This is a genomic window from Pseudomonas sp. SIMBA_041, assembly GCF_046535095.1.
GTDB classification, from domain to species: domain Bacteria; phylum Pseudomonadota; class Gammaproteobacteria; order Pseudomonadales; family Pseudomonadaceae; genus Aquipseudomonas; species Aquipseudomonas mucoides.
Genome location: NZ_JAWRXJ010000003.1, coordinates 434,713 through 449,540, shown reverse-complemented (window position 1 = coordinate 449,540; position 14,828 = coordinate 434,713). Strand labels below are relative to the sequence as shown.

Below are 14,828 nucleotides of genomic sequence, written 5' to 3'. Positions count from 1 at the left end.
CTGGCTGGAGGGAATTTTAGCAAGCTTCAAGCCTAGTGTTTGATCAAGTTACCACTAGGGGCAACACAACAGATTTTGAAGCGTGAGATCATTTACCTGGAAGTGAACTCCTGATCATCAGTTCTTCCTCCAATACTCCCTCACCGACGTCAAGGCCAGCCCCAGCTGCGCCGCTGCCTGCTGCTGCGTCGCACCTTCTGCTTTGAGTGCCAGTACCGCTCGCTCATTATCTGCGTTTAGCGGCTTGCCGCGCCCTCTTTTTATGAGGTTGCCGCCAGCATCGAACTGTTCGCCTAGCACCTTCATGCCACCCTCAGCTTCGAAGGTCGCCACGTCGGTAAGTGCACGGCCAATTACGGTGAGTGGCTGCTCACCCTGGCGTAGGGCAATGCAAAGGGTAAGCATCGCTATCGGATCGAGGCCAAGGGATTGCGCCAGCTCGTCAAATTGCTCGACGGTGATGCTGGTCTGTGCGTTCTCGAGAGCACTGACTTTACGTCGGTGGGTCGCATCCGAGACGTCAGCGTACTTGGCGCGCCGGACGAGGCGGAGCGCCCGAAGTACGCCAGCAAATGCGGTTCTCAGTTCCATGACTTTCTCAAAAGTCAGGATATAGCCATAACTGAGGATTACGAATAAACGTCAATATAGTGTATTATCCGTTTTGTCGGGGTCTGAGCGGGTTGTTCGCATTGGATAGAGGGTATTGGTGCACCACCAGATCTCTCTCAAGCAGCGTTGAACCCGCGATACCCGTGATGGGTACCCACAGTTACAGAGCACCTTCGGGTGGTCATCACTCGACGAAGCCAGCAAATGTATTGACGGAGATTTGAGATTGAGCACGCATAAAAACGAAGGTGCTGGGGAGCTACTCGATGGCGATCCTGGTGTACCTCGCCAAGGTGTCGTGGATTCAGATGAAATTCTGATGGGGCTGGTGCAGGCTCTCTATCCGCGCAAGCCGTATTGCTTAGTAGAGGACTGGACGATTTTTCGAGCTGAAGTCACCGAAGACGAACTACAAAAAATTCACGCGGCTGGACAGCTACCTCTGGTTTTGTTTGCTCACAATGTGCGCTTCGACAGCCAGCGTCGTTTTGATGTCGGGGACTGGATGCGCAGCACTTTTGCGATTTCGTTTGAGGAAGGATTCTTCTTCGAAACGAGAAACAGTGTGTATGTCCTGTGTGGAGGCGGCCACGAAAAACCAGCGAGCCTCAAAACAATTTTTTCTTTCTTTTAGACGACGCGTTGCCCAGGCAATGATTTCCACCTGAGACAAAAATGTTCAGAACCAAAATCGAAGACATTGAGGGAGTGCCAGGTATGTTCGGGGAGGGCCTCGCTCACTGGCATGGCATTTCGCGAGCTTTGAATATCCACTGGTACCACGTATGCGTTAAAGGGCGCTACGACGGTCGATTCGTAAACATGATTGAGATGTTGAATGACGAGACACGGCTGCTTGAGGTTCTTGAGTCGCAGAATGAAGACTATGTCATTACTGAAATTCAAGGCTTCATTCCTCCCTGGATGACCGGTTGTAAGAGTTGGCGACTGGAAACACTTAATGCGGTCTCCATTGGCTATGACGGAATTGGCGCGGTGGTCTGTTTACTCGAGGTCGAAGACGGCAAGATTTACGCTGACACTCACGTACGCTCTTTCGACCCTAAATCGTTAACCAACGTCCGGAAAATCTATTGCAAAACAACAGCAAATCCAGTTTCTGAGCCCGCTTAATCCTCGTGAGCTTATAAATGGCATTGGAGAAGGTCAGTGAGTGACAGTACCGAAGTCGAGCTACATTCCAAGCGCTTATCGGATTTTCATCTGCGCAGAATTATTCGTGCACGCAAGCACGCTTACGAGAGGCCTATCACCGCTTACCTCAGTGATGTTTTCGTGGCTGCAGAATCAGCCGTGGGTGTTGTTTATGGCCACGTAGATCAGGGCCCTTACGGGCGGTACGCTGACGGACGTTTTTTGCGCACCAGTGATATCCGTTATGTGCAGAAAGAAGGAAGGTTTTGGGTGCTGACCACTCTGGATTCCCGATACGTCGTTGCGTCGTTCAAGCGAGACGACGGTAGAGCTAGTTTTAATAACTTTCAACGACGAACTAAATACTATTACTAATCGGGCGGGTTTTGCGGACGACGCTCAAGAAAGCTTGCCGGTGGCTAGGGGCGTCTATCGGAATGATCCGCGAAGCCTGAGGAGGTGGGATATGGGACTATTTATTCGGAACGGAGAGCCACTCAGCTTATCGTACGGCATCTTTGCGTCATACCGTCGCTGCGGCCCGTTCAAATCCCTCCGAGATTTCGACCTTCTTGAGGCGATTAAGGTATACAAAACTCAGACCTCTGAGGCTACGGACGAATACTCTCTGCTGTCTGATTTTCCTGATTACCTAATCGCACACGGGTACATAGAGTTAACGCCGTGCCGAAATATTCACCTCGGCGAATTCAATGGATTCGATGTGAGACAAAAAGTCGATTCTGATGAATGAGCATCAATGTTGAAGCTCTTTCTGGACTGTGAGTTCTCGCAACTCAACAACGACACCAAGCTCATCTCTTTAGCGTTGGTGGCTGAGTCAGGTCAAGAGTTTTACGTCGAGCTATTGGATACCTATGGCATTACTGACTGCAGTGAATTCGTCATCGCGCACGTACTCCCACAGCTAAATTTAGTCTTACATGGTCAGACCTTTGCGAAGGCCCAGGTATCGCTGAACGATTTCCTCGCGCGCTTCGATGAGATGCTCGAAATATGCACGGACGCCCCGGATTGGGATTGGGATTTTTTCTGCGACTTGGCATATGTGGATCACCGCTGGCCAGCACATGTCATTAACCGGCCGACTAACCTCACCACGCTATTCAGCGAGGCAAACACCGACGCCCTGCAAGATGTGGAGCTCCCTGACCTGCCACATCACGCCCTATTGGACGCACGCATCCTTGCATTGCTTTACAACGGCCTGGCCTCAGCTCGTAGAAAGTCATAGGTTAGAAAATATGCAGAGGATTTTAGATGGCTCTTGATGACGATGAAGAGGGGGGTAGGCTAAGTGTCCTGAGTCAAAACTTGTGGAGCGGATCCACAAGTGTTTCAGCTATTCAACACGTAACGAGCCTCCCCCGGAGAGATTAATTGGGTGTAAATGGGTGTAAATGGGTGGGTAATTGGGTTTGCTTACGTTCGTTTTAGATCAACCTTCCCCTGGCTTGGGTTAGGGCGCCTTAGCTTACAGACTCGCTGCTCTGGCCCTGGGAAGGTTTCTTACCTTGATGACAAACGACTACTAAGTCTCGGCAACGGTCGTTTCTGGGGAGTTTTAAAACTCGCTCAGGCATCAGAAGCTCCGTACGTGATCGCTGAACACGCCGTGGGCTTCCACTTCTTCGTTGTAGGCATTTACGGCTTCGCTGTTCTCTGCCAGCCATTGCTCGCCCTGTTGCTTCTTTAGGGCATCGGCCAGCGCCTGCTCCAAGAGGACTTTCTCTTGAGTGTGCATGGGTTGTCTCCCGTTCGGTCGCGATCATAAGAGTAACCCTTAAGCAAACACCCCATTTTCCTAGTCCCGGCACTGGTGTGCTCATCCAAAGTCGTAGCGCTGACTTCACCTTCAAACAAGACAAGGCATCCTGAAAACCACCTAGCCGCTTACGCGAAGAAGCGACTTGCAGCAAGGTCAACGGCACAGCGAAAGGCGGTCAGGGTTCAGCCCTCATGAGCAATTGGTCAACCTGAAGATATTGCTCCTGGTGAATCCATCGGTCGTAATTTTCCTCGCTTGAGATTGACCGCAAGCAAGCTTCGACGTTAACTGTATGTATATACAGTTTTGGTTAAGGCACCCACCATGAGCGTCACAATCATCGGCCCGTTAGGAGGAGGGGGAGTCCAGCTCCCGTTCTACTCGTTCAAAGTCCCAGCCGGCTTCCCATCCCCTGCGGCTGATCACCTTGAACAACACATCTCCATCGACGAGCTGTTCGACATTCGAGCACCGCATATTTACCTAGTGCGCATCGAAGGCCACAGCATGGAAGGTGCCGGGATCTTCGATGGCGATATGGCTGTGGTTGATCGCTCGATTACCGCTGATCACGGCCACATCGTGATTGCGGCAGTGAACTGCGAGCCGGTGTGCAAGCGCCTTTGCAAGCTACTGAGAAAGTGATGGGGGTTTTGGATGCCATCAATGGCAGGTGGGGCAGGGGGACGATGCGTCTAGCGAGTGTACCGACTGATCCGGATTGGGGGATGCGCAGGGAAATGATGAGTCAGAGTTTTACGACGCGTGTTGATCAGCTTTGGACTGTGTACTGCAAGTGAGTACACATTTACGAATGCTGGATGGAAAGGTACCAATCAGCATAGGGAGTATTGGTGACCAGCTTTCTGTTCACGTCAGGGCTGACATAATGCCGCCAGGCAGGCCCACGCTCTGCGCAGTGAGAACATCAGCCTCAATGGCATCCCATTTAATTTGATTCACAAAACAGAAGGACTTGTCCGTGTTTCTAACTACCTCGACGGCTCAATCTAAGACAGCACCTCTTTTCAAGCGCTTTGCACGCTCGTTCTTCCTTGCTCTTTGCCTGCTTCAGTCGGCCAGCTATGTCTGCGCTTCGCCAGACATGATCAAGATGCGTCAATTGGCTGAGAAGGGGGATGCCGAAGCCCAGGCCAAGCTTGGATCTGCCTACTACCTGGGTGATGGCGTGCCGCAAAACTACAGTCAGGCACTTAACTGGTCACTCAAAGCCGCTGAAAAGGGGCAGCCAGAGGCCGAGAACATTCTCGGCGTCCTGTATCGCGAAGGCAATGGTGTCGTGAAGGATGAACAGAAGGCGAATGAGTGGAATTTTAAAGCCGCAGAACATGGCTTTGCTCCAGCTCAGACGAACGCCGGAGCGGCCTATGCCCTTGGGCAGGGTGTCGCCCAGGACTATAACAAGGCGCTGGTATGGTTCCGAAAAGCGGCTGAACAGGGTGATGCCAGAGCCTGTCTGTATCTCGGAGCCAGCTATGCCCGTGGCGAGGGGGTCGGGGTTGACTATAAGCAGGCGGCGTTTTGGTTCCACAGATCTGTTGATCTGGCCAAAGCTAGCTCGCAGCCAGAGATAGCCAAACAGGCTGCAGAAGCGGCGCTGGTAGTGGACAGAGAACTAAGAAAACTCGATGCGATTGGCGCGCCCAAACAAGAGCAGGATTTATATTCCTCCCCTGGTGCCAAGGGGCCGGATTTGATGAAAGTCATGTTAATAGCGGATCTAAAACGAAGCCCCATGACAGAGGATCAGTTTGACCGCTATTCGAGCCAGGCCAATTACAGGTTGGCGGACAAGTACTCTGACATCATGGTTCAGTATTTGATCGGGAATGCGACGCTTGAGCAAACCGAAAAAAATCAAAAAACATTAATCTTGGAAGCCAAGCTTGCTGGAGAGTCGCCAGAGAGCCTGGACGACGATATCGTGACTGGTTTTGTCAAAAACAAGCTGATCAAAATGGGCGTGTCTTTCGATTCTGCAGCAGCCGGCCAGAAGCCAGGCATGCCTAAGCAGTCAGTTGCTGCGGCACAGTATCCGCAGAAAGCTGTCGACGGATCCGTTTCGCCTATGCAGCAAAGCGCTGATGCAAGCCGCTTCGATGACCTGATCCGGGTACGAGTAGCTGAAGGGTGGGCGCGCCCACCGTCTGCACGACAAGGCATGATCGTCGTGCTGCAAATTAGCATGTTGCCGGATGGTACGGTGGCGTCGGTTAGCGTGGCCAAGTCCAGTGGTGATGGCCCGTTCGATGCGTCTGCTGTAGCGGCTTTAAAAAATATTGGGCGGCTGGCAGAAATGCAAAGTCTCAAGCCTAGTGAGATCGCAGCTTACCGTTCCTTCAAAATGACCTTCACCCCTGAGAATCTAGACCTTTAGTCATGGAAGCTGGCTGGAAGATCGCACCGTCTAGGTGTCAGCTGAGCTTGGTTTGAATGGTGAAGCCCGCTTTTTCAGACCATGCTGAATGGTGGCAATATGATCTTGCAGATCAAGCCACTTCTCGCGACTTGGCACTGTGAAGGACTGGGGGAGAGGGTGATATGGTAGACGAAAGTGAACCTCAAGCGGGCGAAAGGGCTGGAATACCGCTGCAAGCATCGCGGGAAGGACATAGGGTCGCACCAAGGCGGCACCTTTCACTGCCCGCTGCCAAACCGGCTCAAACTGATCAGGGAGTACCATCCCTCCAGTTTTTACGAGGGGGATGAGGACAGCTCGATAAGAATTCCTGCTTGATCAGATTCCAGATGTCGACTGTGTCATCACCATTAACCACTAAGGATTGGTTATTAATGAGTTCAGTTAGTCCATCTGATGACCCTGTAGACGCTATCGATCAATATAACCTCGGCGTGCGCTACACGAATGGCGACAATGCTACGCAGGACGATGTGCTCGCGGCTATCTGGTACAGGAAATCTGCCGAGCAGGGCCATGCCGAAGCCCAATGTGACCTGGGGGTCAGCTACGTGCACGGCAGCGGAGTACCACAGTCATTCGAAATGGCGCTTAAATGGTTTCGTAAGGCTGCTGAGCAGGGTGAGTGCGCCGCTGAACACAACCTCGGCGTCCTTTACGCTGCCGGCAAAGGTGTCACGAAGAACCTAGAGGTAGCAGCGGCTTGGTACAGCAAGGCTGCTGATCAGGGCCACATCAAAGCCAAGCTCAAGTTCCAGCACCTACTTGACAGCGGGATACGTCCCGCATCGCCAGAACTGCTCAAGGGCATTGACCCGGAGACCCTAAATGGCGACCTCAAAAAAGAACTTCAAATTCGCAAGTCCGCAGTAGCTAGGCGCGATCTTCCGCCTGAAATGCCTAAGGGGGACACCATTCCTTGCCCGACTTGCGGGGTTAAAATTGCCAGGCATATCCTTAAAAGTCACCAACGTGAGTACCACCGCCCTCTACCAAATCTAAATCAACCTCGCCAGCCGAAAAAACCAATTACAAAAAGCACGTGCCCGGCGCTGCCGTTGCCATCAGTGGAACTTGACTATCCCGTGCGCAATACCGTGGGGTCTTTAGCTTTGTGTCCACGCTGTTCAGGAGACGGCGGTGTCAGGGCTGGTTGCCGAAAATGTGATGGGACGGGATGGGTGCCAAAGGAAATGGAGCGTGATCTGGTCTTTAGACCTGATCAGCACGTTGCTGAAAACTCCAGAATTTCCAACTCAGACTATCTCGGCGGTAACGACGGAGCACATTTTAGAGAAATGGATGGAAGGATCGGCACCATTCCAATGTTCGACGATTATGGTGAGGAAAGCTGATTAGCCCGACCTGAGTGCGTAAATTCATAGGCCAATCGCCTCTTCTAGCACTGCGGCTTTCACGCGCTTTAAGTATTTAAAAGTGAACTCTGGCACCTTGTTGCGCTTGAACTCCCGTTTGAGTTTTTCAGCATTCATGTCTTCATGCTCCGAGCCTTCACCGACCATGGTATCAATCAGCTGGATAATCCGGTTCCTGCGTTCGCTAATCTCAAAATTCTCACGCGTGATCAAGCGCACAAAAGGCTGGATGTGGTCGATGTGCAGATCGTTTTCACGTGTACTCCCGCGGCGAGTGTCTCCCAACAAATCGATAAAATCGTCCATGCTCACACGGTCGTCAAAAAGCAGCTGCTCTGTGATCCAAGGTAACTCCATATGGTAGTGAACGGCATAAGTTTGTTCGAGGTTAATTGTGTCCGGGATGCAGTCTTCTAACTCTCCTGATAGGCGACCTTGTGCTGCCTGTGTGATTCAAATTAAATATCTGCGGCCGTGTGGCCTGGTGATTGATGCAAGTATCTCTTTTTGGTGTAACGTTAGAGCATTAATCCAGAAGAGGTTTTCCATGTCCAAGCTCGCTGAATACCGTCAACTTGAAAAACATCTAGCCGAACAGCTCGCAACACTTGAAACTTTAAAAGGGGATGCGGGCCTTAAACAGGAAATCGAATTCGAAACGAAACTGCGCGCTTTGCTCGCCAAATATGGTTACAGCTTGAAAGACGTGGTCAATTTGCTTGATCCTCAAGCTAGTCGCCGCGCTCCAGCCACCGAATCTAAAGCGGGCAGCCGCAAGCCTCGCCAAGTGAAGATTTACAAGAATCCTGAATCTGGTGAAGTCGTGGAAACCAAAGGTGGCAACCACAAAATCCTGAAAGAATGGAAAGCAAAATACGGTGCAGACAAGGTTGAATCCTGGCTGAGCAAGTGATTTCGGATTGAGTATAAAAGGGCCCTGAAAGGGCCTTTTTTATTGCCTGTGTAAAGACAGTTAAAACGCGAAATCTGCTTCGGCTTTTTGAGTGGTTTTGGAAAGCCCGTTACTGAGAATCAAAGAATTGGCTTGGCATGGGGATCCCTGGGCAAGGAGTCACCATTCGTCAGCAAGGCGCCGCGACCCTCCTTGACAGGCGAGTTCTCTGAGGAAATACTCGCCACAAGATTCATATAGATGACTAGATAACAAGGTGAATAAAGTCGATGAATTCTCTGTCCAGTGATGTCCGCTTGCCGCTTTATCAACGCCTACGTGACCAATTGGCTGAGCAGATCGCCAAAAATCGTTGGCGTCCTGGTGAGGCGATTCCTACCGAAGCTGCGCTTTCAGCGGAGTACCAACTGTCTACCGGAACGGTGCGCAAAGCGATTGATGCGTTGGTCAGTGAGGGCATCCTGGAGCGTCAGCAGGGGCGAGGGACTTTCATTCGCCGACCGCAGTTTCAATCCTCTTTGTTCCGCTTCTTTCGATTCCAAACTGCTTCGGGTGAGCGTCAGGTACCGGAGAGCCGCATCCTCTCGATCGAGCCAGTTGCCGCACCCTCGGCCGTAGCGCAAGCGCTAGGGTTGCCCGTCGATGCACCGGTAATTCGTATTGTCCGTGTGCGTCTGCTCAATGTTAAGCCAGTGCTCGCCGAAGAAATCTGGTTGCCCCGCAACCGCTTTCAGCCGCTTCTGGAGATCGATCTGAGTCGCAAAGGGCCGCTGCTTTATCCGATCTACGAAGAGCTGTGCGGACAGGTTGTCGCATCGGCCGAAGAAACGCTGACCGCTGAATCGGTGAATGACCTGCATGCTCGATTGTTGCAGGTGCCAGTAAACAGTCCGGTGGTAGTGATAGAGCGTCTGGCCCGGGATTACGCCGGTACACCACTGGAATGGCGCCGCTCTCGCGGGCACGCGGAGCACTTCCGCTACAGCGTGGATATTCGCTAACGCATGCCTGCGTAGCGGATCGTTCTGCGGCGAGTAGGTCGCCGCCGGATTCCTGTTTGTTTGCCAAAGCTGGCCCTGTAGCGGTGCGGTTCGCTCTCGGCTGCCTCACGTTCCGCCTATAAGGATAAGAATCATGTTTAGCTGGTATCGCCAAGTCACTCCTCGGGAGCGCAAAACGTTTTGGGCCTGCTTCGGCGGATGGTCGCTCGATGCACTGGAAGTACAAATGTTTGGCCTGGCGATTCCGGCTTTGATCGCCGCCTTTGCCCTGACCAAGGGCGACGCGGGGCTGATCAGCGGAGTGACTCTGGTCACTTCAGCCATCGGTGGCTGGGTAGGGGGGACGTTGTCCGACCGCTACGGCCGGGTGCGTACGCTGCAGTGGATGATTTTGTGGTTCTCCTTTTTTACCTTTCTCTCCGCGTTTGTGACGGGATTCAATCAGCTCTTGATCGTCAAAGCACTCCAGGGCTTCGGCATTGGTGGCGAATGGGCTGCCGGCGCAGTGCTGATGGCTGAGACCATTAACCCTCAATATCGCGGCAAGGTCATGGGCACTGTGCAAAGCGCCTGGGCCGTGGGTTGGGGGCTGGCGGTGGGAGTATTCACGCTGATTTACTCCTTTGTACCTCAGGACATGGCGTGGCGCGTGATGTTCCTGGTCGGGCTGCTTCCGTCGTTCCTGATTATCTGGGTGCGTCGTAATGTCGAGGAGCCCGACAGCTTCCAGCGTCTGCAAAAAGAAAACGCAATCCCGCAAAGTTTCTTCAAATCCTTGGCCGGCATCTTCCGCCCCGATTTGATCCGCGTAACGCTGTTCGGTGGTCTGTTGGGGCTGGGTGCGCACGGTGGTTACCACGCGGTGATGACCTGGCTGCCAACGTTCCTCAAGACTGAGCGCAATCTGTCCGTACTCAACTCCGGCGGCTACCTGGCGGTGATCATCTTCGCCTTCTGGTGTGGGTGTGTAGTCAGCGGCTTTTTGATCGACCGTATCGGTCGTCGCAAAAACATCGTGCTGTTCGCGCTTTGCTGCGTCGTCACGGTGCAGTGCTATGTATTCCTGCCGCTGACCAATACCCAGATGCTGTTCCTGGGGTTCCCGCTCGGTTTTTTCGCGGCCGGTATTCCCGCGAGCCTTGGAGCACTGTTCAACGAGCTGTACCCAGCGGATGTACGCGGTGCTGGTGTCGGTTTCTGCTACAACTTTGGCCGAGTGCTTTCAGCGGTGTTCCCGTTCCTGGTCGGTCACATGAGCGACTCCATGTCCCTTGGGTCTGCGATTGGTATCGACGCGGGGATTGCCTATGGAGTGGCGGTGATCGCGGCACTTTGTCTGCCGGAAACCCGTGGACGCAGCCTCGAAGCTTCAAGTGCATCGGTGCCAGCAACGATCAACGGCAACGAGAGTGCGCGGGCCTGATGCCCTTTACCTTCTATAGATGAACGCTATGACTGACACTTGTTCTAGGCCGATCACCGGCATCGACTCCCATGCTCATGTGTTTAGCCGTGATCTAAATCTGGTCGGTGCACGGCGCTATACCCCTGATTACGATGCCACGCTTGAGCAGTATCTGACGCACTTGCACGCTCATGGTCTGAGTCATGGCGTATTGGTGCAACCGAGCTTTCTCGGCACCGACAATAGCTACTTGCTGGCGGCGTTGAGGCAAGCGCCGGATCAGTTGCGAGGCGTGGTTGTGGTGGAGCCAGGCGTCAGTCGGGCCATGTTGAATGACATGGATCATCTGGGCGTGGTCGGCGTTCGCTTGAACCTGATAGGTAAGGCGTTACCTGATTTCCGTAACAGTGCCTGGAGAGAGTTTTTCAGCCACATTGCTGATCTTGACTGGCATGTCGAGTTGCATCGGGAGGTAAAGGATCTGCCGGGACTGATCCATCAACTGACGCCGTTCGGTTTGAAGTTGGTGATTGATCACTTTGGTCGGCCGGATGCCAATTCGGGCATTGATCAGCCCGGGTTTTGCGAGTTACTGGAGTTGGGATCGAAAGGTTCGATCTGGATGAAGGTATCGGGAATCTATCGTTTGGGAGGTACGCCGCAACAGAACATCAATTTCGCTCGAATGGCATTACCGCTGCTGGAACAAAGTTTCGGCCTTCGCCAGTTGGTGTGGGGTAGCGACTGGCCGCATACGCAGCATGAGCAAAGCATCGGTTTCAGCACCGTAGTCGATCAGTTGCAAGCCCTGGAGTGTTCGACGCAGCTTAGCTATTCGTTGCTGGTGCAAGCCCCTCGAAGGTTATTCGGTTTTGCAAAAGGCGAAAGCTGAAATTTACGCCTGCATTTGCAGATGACCATTCATCTCACCCATTTAAACGAATACATACAGAACGTTCGAAGTGCGACGTTGCAGCCAAACCTCTCGTGCCGCATCGAGAAGTTCTGCGTCATAGCAGCTATTCCAATTACAAGAGAGTGGATTCCATGAACACGTCATCCAATGCCGAAGTCGAAAGCACCCAAACGATGTTTGGTTTATCGCGTGCGCCGACAGGCGTTACGGTTTCAAACTTTTCTTTCAAATCTGAGTGCAGTCTGGGCGCCAGCCCAACCGAGATCCTTTCATGACTCCTTTAGATATAGACCTCTTACTGACCGCATTGGTGAGCGTCCTGGTGCTGGTGGCGCTCATCGTGTCGCGTATCAAAATGCACCCGCTCCTGGCCTTGCTAGTAGTTTCCGTTGGCGTTGGCTTTGCAACCAGTATGGAGCCAGAAAACATTGTCTCCCACTTGATCACCGGCGCCGGAAAGACACTGGGGGCAGTGGGGGTCGTAATCGCGCTTGGAGCGATGCTAGGCAAAATTCTTGCTGACGCAGGCGTCACAGAGCAGATCGCCGAGGTCATCCTCAAGCGAACATCGGATCGGATGATTCCTTGGGCCATGATGATGGTTGCCTTTGTAATTGGCATTCCCATGTTTTTCGAGGTGGGTTTGGTGATCATGCTGCCGCTGATATTCAGCGTGGCGCGAAAGCTGGAAAGCCAGGCTCGCTTCAAAGGATCAGCGTATGTGTATGTGGGTGTTCCGGTGATTGCGGCACTTGCAGCCATGCACGGGATGGTACCGCCGCACCCTGGCCCCTTGACGGCCATCGCCGCGCTCAAAACCTCGGTTGGGCCCACAATGCTCTATGGCTTCATTGCGGCTATTCCTGCAATGATTTTAGGCGGCCCGCTTTATGGCGCATTCATTTCGCCGCGCATGAGCACTCGGCCCGATCAGGTTTTGCTAGATCAGTTTACCCTAGCTGAAAAAGCCGACGATCAACCAAGCACCAGCGTATGGCTTGGCGTGCTGGCAGCCTTGCTACCGGCGATCCTGATGCTGATTCATGCCGTCGCAGAGATGGTATTACCCAAGGGCAATACGATCCTGAACATGGCTAGTTTCTTGGGCAATCCGCTGATAGCCATGCTCCTAGGCGTGCTGTTCGCAGGGGCAAGTCTGGTACTCGCGAGGGGCGGCGATGCGGGGCAATTGCGCGAATCCCTGGGCAAGAGCCTCAAGCCCATCGCCTCAATCATCATGATCATCGCCGGTGGTGGTGCCTTTCAGGAGCTGCTGACCAGCGCCAAGGTGGGCGATGCCATTGTGCACCTGACTCAGCAGTCTGCGTTCCCTCCGCTGATCTTGGGTTGGTTGATCGCGATGTTGCTCTCGGTATCTACCGGTTCTGCCACTGTAGGTATTGTTGGAGCTGCTGGCTTGCTGGCGCCGCTTGCAGGTGCTGATCCCAGCCTCAACCTGCCTCTGCTTGCCTTGTCCATAGGTTGCGGCTCGCTGTTCTTCAACTATGCGAACCATGCGGGCTTCTGGATGGTGAAGGAATCCTTCGGCATGACTATGGGCGAAGCCACCAAGACCATTTCGGTGGTTCAATCCATCGTAGCCGTGGTCGGTTTGATTGTGGTGTTGATGTTGAATGCGGCTGTCACGGCGATTTGAGTCAGGATCTGTTCGCAGGCAGTAACCTTGCCCGAGCGTGTTAGCCGAGGGTGGGAGTAGAGTTACGTTTAAGGTCTATAAAAACCCTAACACTGGCGAAGTCGTCGAAACCAAAGGCAGCAACCAGAAGACGCTGAAAGAGTGAAAAAAGAGCATGGCTCCGCGACCGTTGAGTCTTGGCTGACCAAGTGATCTCAGTTTGAGTACAAATAAAGGGCCCGTTGAAGGCCCTTTTTATTTGCAGTTTATGGACGTCAGCGACCAAATCCTCAACACGCGTTTTCGGCTATCTGCTACACCTCCATTCGTGTGCACCTCGCAAACCTTCAACAGAGGCAAGGATGATGAATTCAAGCTGGGCAGATCAGGTGGCGCTTGTGAGTGGAGCGGGCAGTGAGGTTGGAATCGGTATGGCTATTGCCCATCGTCTTGGGGCTCAAGGGGCCAAGCTGATCGTCACGGCAAGCAGTGCACGCATCAACGAGCGGGTTGCGGAGTTACGCGCCGCAGGCTTCGAAGTAGAGGGTCGACCGGTAGACTTAACCCAGGAAACTCAGGTTAGAGAGTTCGTCGCTTGGGCGGAGGCCCTTTGGGGCCACATCGATATTCTTGTAAATAATGCCGGTATGGCGATGCAAGGGAGTCCAGAACCGTTCGCCGAGTTCACGAATACGAGCCTCGAAACCTGGAATCTTTCCATCGCTAGAAATCTGACAACTGCGTTCCTGTTAACTCAAGGGGTGTTGCCTGGGATGCGGGCTAGAGGATATGGCCGCATAGTGAACATCAGCTCAACCACAGGCACACGAGCCAGTAATCCAGGAGAGGCTGCTTATAGTGCAGCAAAAGCCGGAATGGTCGGCATGAACATGAGTCTCGCCCTTGAGGTTGCTCAATTTGGTATCACGGTGAATTCAGTTGCCCCTGGTTGGATAGCTACAGGGTCGAGCACTCCTGACGAAGTGAAAGCAGCACGCTCTACACCTCTTGGGAGGGCGGGTCGGCCAGAGGAAGTGGCCGCAGCCGTTGTATTCTTGGCTTCACCTGAAGCGAGTTACATCACCGGTGAGTTGCTCGTGGTGGATGGAGGCAATTGCTTGGTTGAGAACAAAGCTAATTAAGACTTTTTAATCCCTCCTGCGACCGTTGAGTCCTGGTTGACCAGGTGATTTTGGTTGGAGTACAAAAAAAAAGGCCGAGACAGACTGTGTGAAAACGCACTGAAGGCCATCGATGGCGACGTACAGGTCGATGACCCGAACGAGGTGATCCTCAGGGATCAACTCTTCCAGCGAGACCGGGAATAGACTGGTCTGGCTGCGAGACATCTCCTTGGATGTAGGCCCTAACGAAAAATGCTCCGTATCTTTCGATACGGAGCATTTTCTTTGAGCGCTGCAGAGATTGCTAGGTTTTCACACAGTCTGTCGAGGGCCCTTTATTTGATACATATGGTCGCCAGCGTGCCCTGCGACCAAGCTGCTGAGTTGGGTGTTAACAAATGACAAAAACGGGATCAGGGAGTTAATGTGGTTAAAAACTCTGAGTCCTTGTCTTCCCACAT

13 protein-coding genes and 6 pseudogenes are annotated in these 14,828 nt (G+C 53.0%); 15 read left to right on the top strand and 4 right to left on the bottom strand.

What is annotated here, in order from left to right:
• Nucleotides 1–117: 117 nt before the first annotated feature.
• Nucleotides 118–591 carry an XRE family transcriptional regulator gene (locus SB725_RS09125; protein WP_410921651.1) on the bottom strand — a complete coding sequence of 158 codons (474 nt, stop codon included), beginning with the start codon at nucleotides 589–591 and terminating at the stop codon, nucleotides 118–120.
• Between the two features lie 247 nt (nucleotides 592–838).
• Between SB725_RS09125 and SB725_RS09120 the strand changes: the two genes are divergently transcribed.
• The 3 genes from SB725_RS09120 to SB725_RS09110 all read left to right on the top strand — a co-directional run bounded on the left by SB725_RS09120 (nucleotide 839) and on the right by SB725_RS09110 (nucleotide 3,022).
• The gene (locus tag SB725_RS09120) at nucleotides 839–1,246 is read left to right on the top strand and encodes a DUF6957 family protein (protein ID WP_410921650.1); all 408 of its coding nucleotides are present in this window, start codon (nucleotides 839–841) and stop codon (nucleotides 1,244–1,246) included.
• A gap of 41 nt (nucleotides 1,247–1,287) precedes the next feature.
• Complete coding sequence (locus SB725_RS09115; protein ID WP_410921649.1) at nucleotides 1,288–1,746, top strand: hypothetical protein; 459 nt, start codon at nucleotides 1,288–1,290, stop codon at nucleotides 1,744–1,746.
• A 781-nt stretch (nucleotides 1,747–2,527) separates the two neighbouring features.
• On the top strand, nucleotides 2,528–3,022 hold the full coding sequence (locus SB725_RS09110; RefSeq protein WP_410921648.1) for a hypothetical protein: 495 nt from the start codon (nucleotides 2,528–2,530) through the stop codon (nucleotides 3,020–3,022).
• A 348-nt stretch (nucleotides 3,023–3,370) separates the two neighbouring features.
• Here the strand turns inward: SB725_RS09110 and SB725_RS09105 are convergent, their stop codons facing one another.
• Nucleotides 3,371–3,532, bottom strand: coding sequence for a type II toxin-antitoxin system CcdA family antitoxin (locus SB725_RS09105; protein WP_410921647.1), 162 nt, complete (start codon nucleotides 3,530–3,532; stop codon nucleotides 3,371–3,373).
• A gap of 348 nt (nucleotides 3,533–3,880) precedes the next feature.
• On the opposite strand from SB725_RS09105, the pseudogene SB725_RS09100 reads away from it, so the two are divergent.
• The 5 genes and pseudogenes from SB725_RS09100 to SB725_RS09080 form a co-directional block, all read left to right on the top strand.
• Nucleotides 3,881–4,186, top strand: a pseudogene (locus SB725_RS09100) (LexA family protein); the annotation flags it as partial.
• Nucleotides 4,187–4,200: 14 nt separating this feature from the next.
• Nucleotides 4,201–4,356 (top strand): annotated as a pseudogene (locus SB725_RS09095) (DUF4113 domain-containing protein); the annotation flags it as partial.
• Nucleotides 4,357–4,661: 305 nt separating this feature from the next.
• Nucleotides 4,662–5,108 (top strand): annotated as a pseudogene (locus SB725_RS09090) (tetratricopeptide repeat protein); the annotation flags it as partial.
• A gap of 555 nt (nucleotides 5,109–5,663) precedes the next feature.
• Nucleotides 5,664–5,954, top strand: a pseudogene (locus SB725_RS09085) (energy transducer TonB); the annotation flags it as partial.
• 416 nt (nucleotides 5,955–6,370) lie between these two features.
• On the top strand, nucleotides 6,371–7,351 hold the full coding sequence (locus SB725_RS09080; protein WP_410921646.1) for a tetratricopeptide repeat protein: 981 nt from the start codon (nucleotides 6,371–6,373) through the stop codon (nucleotides 7,349–7,351).
• Between the two features lie 24 nt (nucleotides 7,352–7,375).
• Here SB725_RS09080 and SB725_RS09075 read toward each other — a convergent pair whose 3' ends face one another.
• Nucleotides 7,376–7,678 carry a hypothetical protein gene (locus SB725_RS09075; protein WP_410921645.1) on the bottom strand — a complete coding sequence of 101 codons (303 nt, stop codon included), beginning with the start codon at nucleotides 7,676–7,678 and terminating at the stop codon, nucleotides 7,376–7,378.
• Nucleotides 7,679–7,919: 241 nt separating this feature from the next.
• Between SB725_RS09075 and SB725_RS09070 the strand changes: the two genes are divergently transcribed.
• From SB725_RS09070 to SB725_RS09040, 7 genes and pseudogenes are all read left to right on the top strand, one after another.
• Nucleotides 7,920–8,285: a histone-like nucleoid-structuring protein, MvaT/MvaU family gene (locus SB725_RS09070; protein WP_410921644.1), complete on the top strand. Its 366-nt coding sequence runs from the start codon at nucleotides 7,920–7,922 to the stop codon at nucleotides 8,283–8,285.
• 269 nt (nucleotides 8,286–8,554) lie between these two features.
• A complete protein-coding gene (locus tag SB725_RS09065) occupies nucleotides 8,555–9,286 on the top strand; it encodes a GntR family transcriptional regulator (RefSeq protein WP_410921643.1) in 732 nt (243 codons plus the stop codon).
• Between the two features lie 133 nt (nucleotides 9,287–9,419).
• The gene (locus tag SB725_RS09060; protein ID WP_410921642.1) at nucleotides 9,420–10,709 is read left to right on the top strand and encodes an MFS transporter; all 1,290 of its coding nucleotides are present in this window, start codon (nucleotides 9,420–9,422) and stop codon (nucleotides 10,707–10,709) included.
• Nucleotides 10,710–10,737: 28 nt separating this feature from the next.
• Nucleotides 10,738–11,583, top strand: a complete 846-nt coding sequence (locus SB725_RS09055) for an amidohydrolase family protein (protein ID WP_410921641.1) — start codon at nucleotides 10,738–10,740, stop codon at nucleotides 11,581–11,583.
• A 295-nt stretch (nucleotides 11,584–11,878) separates the two neighbouring features.
• Nucleotides 11,879–13,264, top strand: a complete 1,386-nt coding sequence (locus SB725_RS09050; protein WP_410921640.1) for a GntP family permease — start codon at nucleotides 11,879–11,881, stop codon at nucleotides 13,262–13,264.
• Between the two features lie 67 nt (nucleotides 13,265–13,331).
• Nucleotides 13,332–13,456 (top strand): annotated as a pseudogene (locus SB725_RS09045) (transcriptional regulator); the annotation flags it as partial.
• Nucleotides 13,457–13,608: 152 nt separating this feature from the next.
• Nucleotides 13,609–14,385, top strand: coding sequence for an SDR family NAD(P)-dependent oxidoreductase (locus SB725_RS09040; RefSeq protein WP_410921720.1), 777 nt, complete (start codon nucleotides 13,609–13,611; stop codon nucleotides 14,383–14,385).
• 33 nt (nucleotides 14,386–14,418) lie between these two features.
• Here the strand turns inward: SB725_RS09040 and SB725_RS09035 are convergent.
• A pseudogene (locus SB725_RS09035) lies at nucleotides 14,419–14,647 on the bottom strand (hypothetical protein); the annotation flags it as partial.
• Nucleotides 14,648–14,828 lie beyond the last annotated feature (181 nt).

What these genes read in the sequence shown, in the direction of transcription:
- SB725_RS09105 (WP_410921647.1), bottom strand. Translation starts at nt 3,532, where the DNA reads ATGCACACTCAAGAGAAAGTCCTCTTGGAGCAGGCGCTGGCCGATGCC.
- SB725_RS09070 (WP_410921644.1), top strand. Translation starts at nt 7,920, where the DNA reads ATGTCCAAGCTCGCTGAATACCGTCAACTTGAAAAACATCTAGCCGAA.
- SB725_RS09125 (WP_410921651.1), bottom strand. Translation starts at nt 591, where the DNA reads ATGGAACTGAGAACCGCATTTGCTGGCGTACTTCGGGCGCTCCGCCTC.
- SB725_RS09060 (WP_410921642.1), top strand. Translation starts at nt 9,420, where the DNA reads ATGTTTAGCTGGTATCGCCAAGTCACTCCTCGGGAGCGCAAAACGTTT.
- SB725_RS09080 (WP_410921646.1), top strand. Translation starts at nt 6,371, where the DNA reads ATGAGTTCAGTTAGTCCATCTGATGACCCTGTAGACGCTATCGATCAA.
- SB725_RS09040 (WP_410921720.1), top strand. Translation starts at nt 13,609, where the DNA reads ATGAATTCAAGCTGGGCAGATCAGGTGGCGCTTGTGAGTGGAGCGGGC.
- SB725_RS09065 (WP_410921643.1), top strand. Translation starts at nt 8,555, where the DNA reads ATGAATTCTCTGTCCAGTGATGTCCGCTTGCCGCTTTATCAACGCCTA.
- SB725_RS09075 (WP_410921645.1), bottom strand. Translation starts at nt 7,678, where the DNA reads ATGGACGATTTTATCGATTTGTTGGGAGACACTCGCCGCGGGAGTACA.
- SB725_RS09050 (WP_410921640.1), top strand. Translation starts at nt 11,879, where the DNA reads ATGACTCCTTTAGATATAGACCTCTTACTGACCGCATTGGTGAGCGTC.
- SB725_RS09115 (WP_410921649.1), top strand. Translation starts at nt 1,288, where the DNA reads ATGTTCAGAACCAAAATCGAAGACATTGAGGGAGTGCCAGGTATGTTC.
- SB725_RS09110 (WP_410921648.1), top strand. Translation starts at nt 2,528, where the DNA reads ATGTTGAAGCTCTTTCTGGACTGTGAGTTCTCGCAACTCAACAACGAC.
- SB725_RS09055 (WP_410921641.1), top strand. Translation starts at nt 10,738, where the DNA reads ATGACTGACACTTGTTCTAGGCCGATCACCGGCATCGACTCCCATGCT.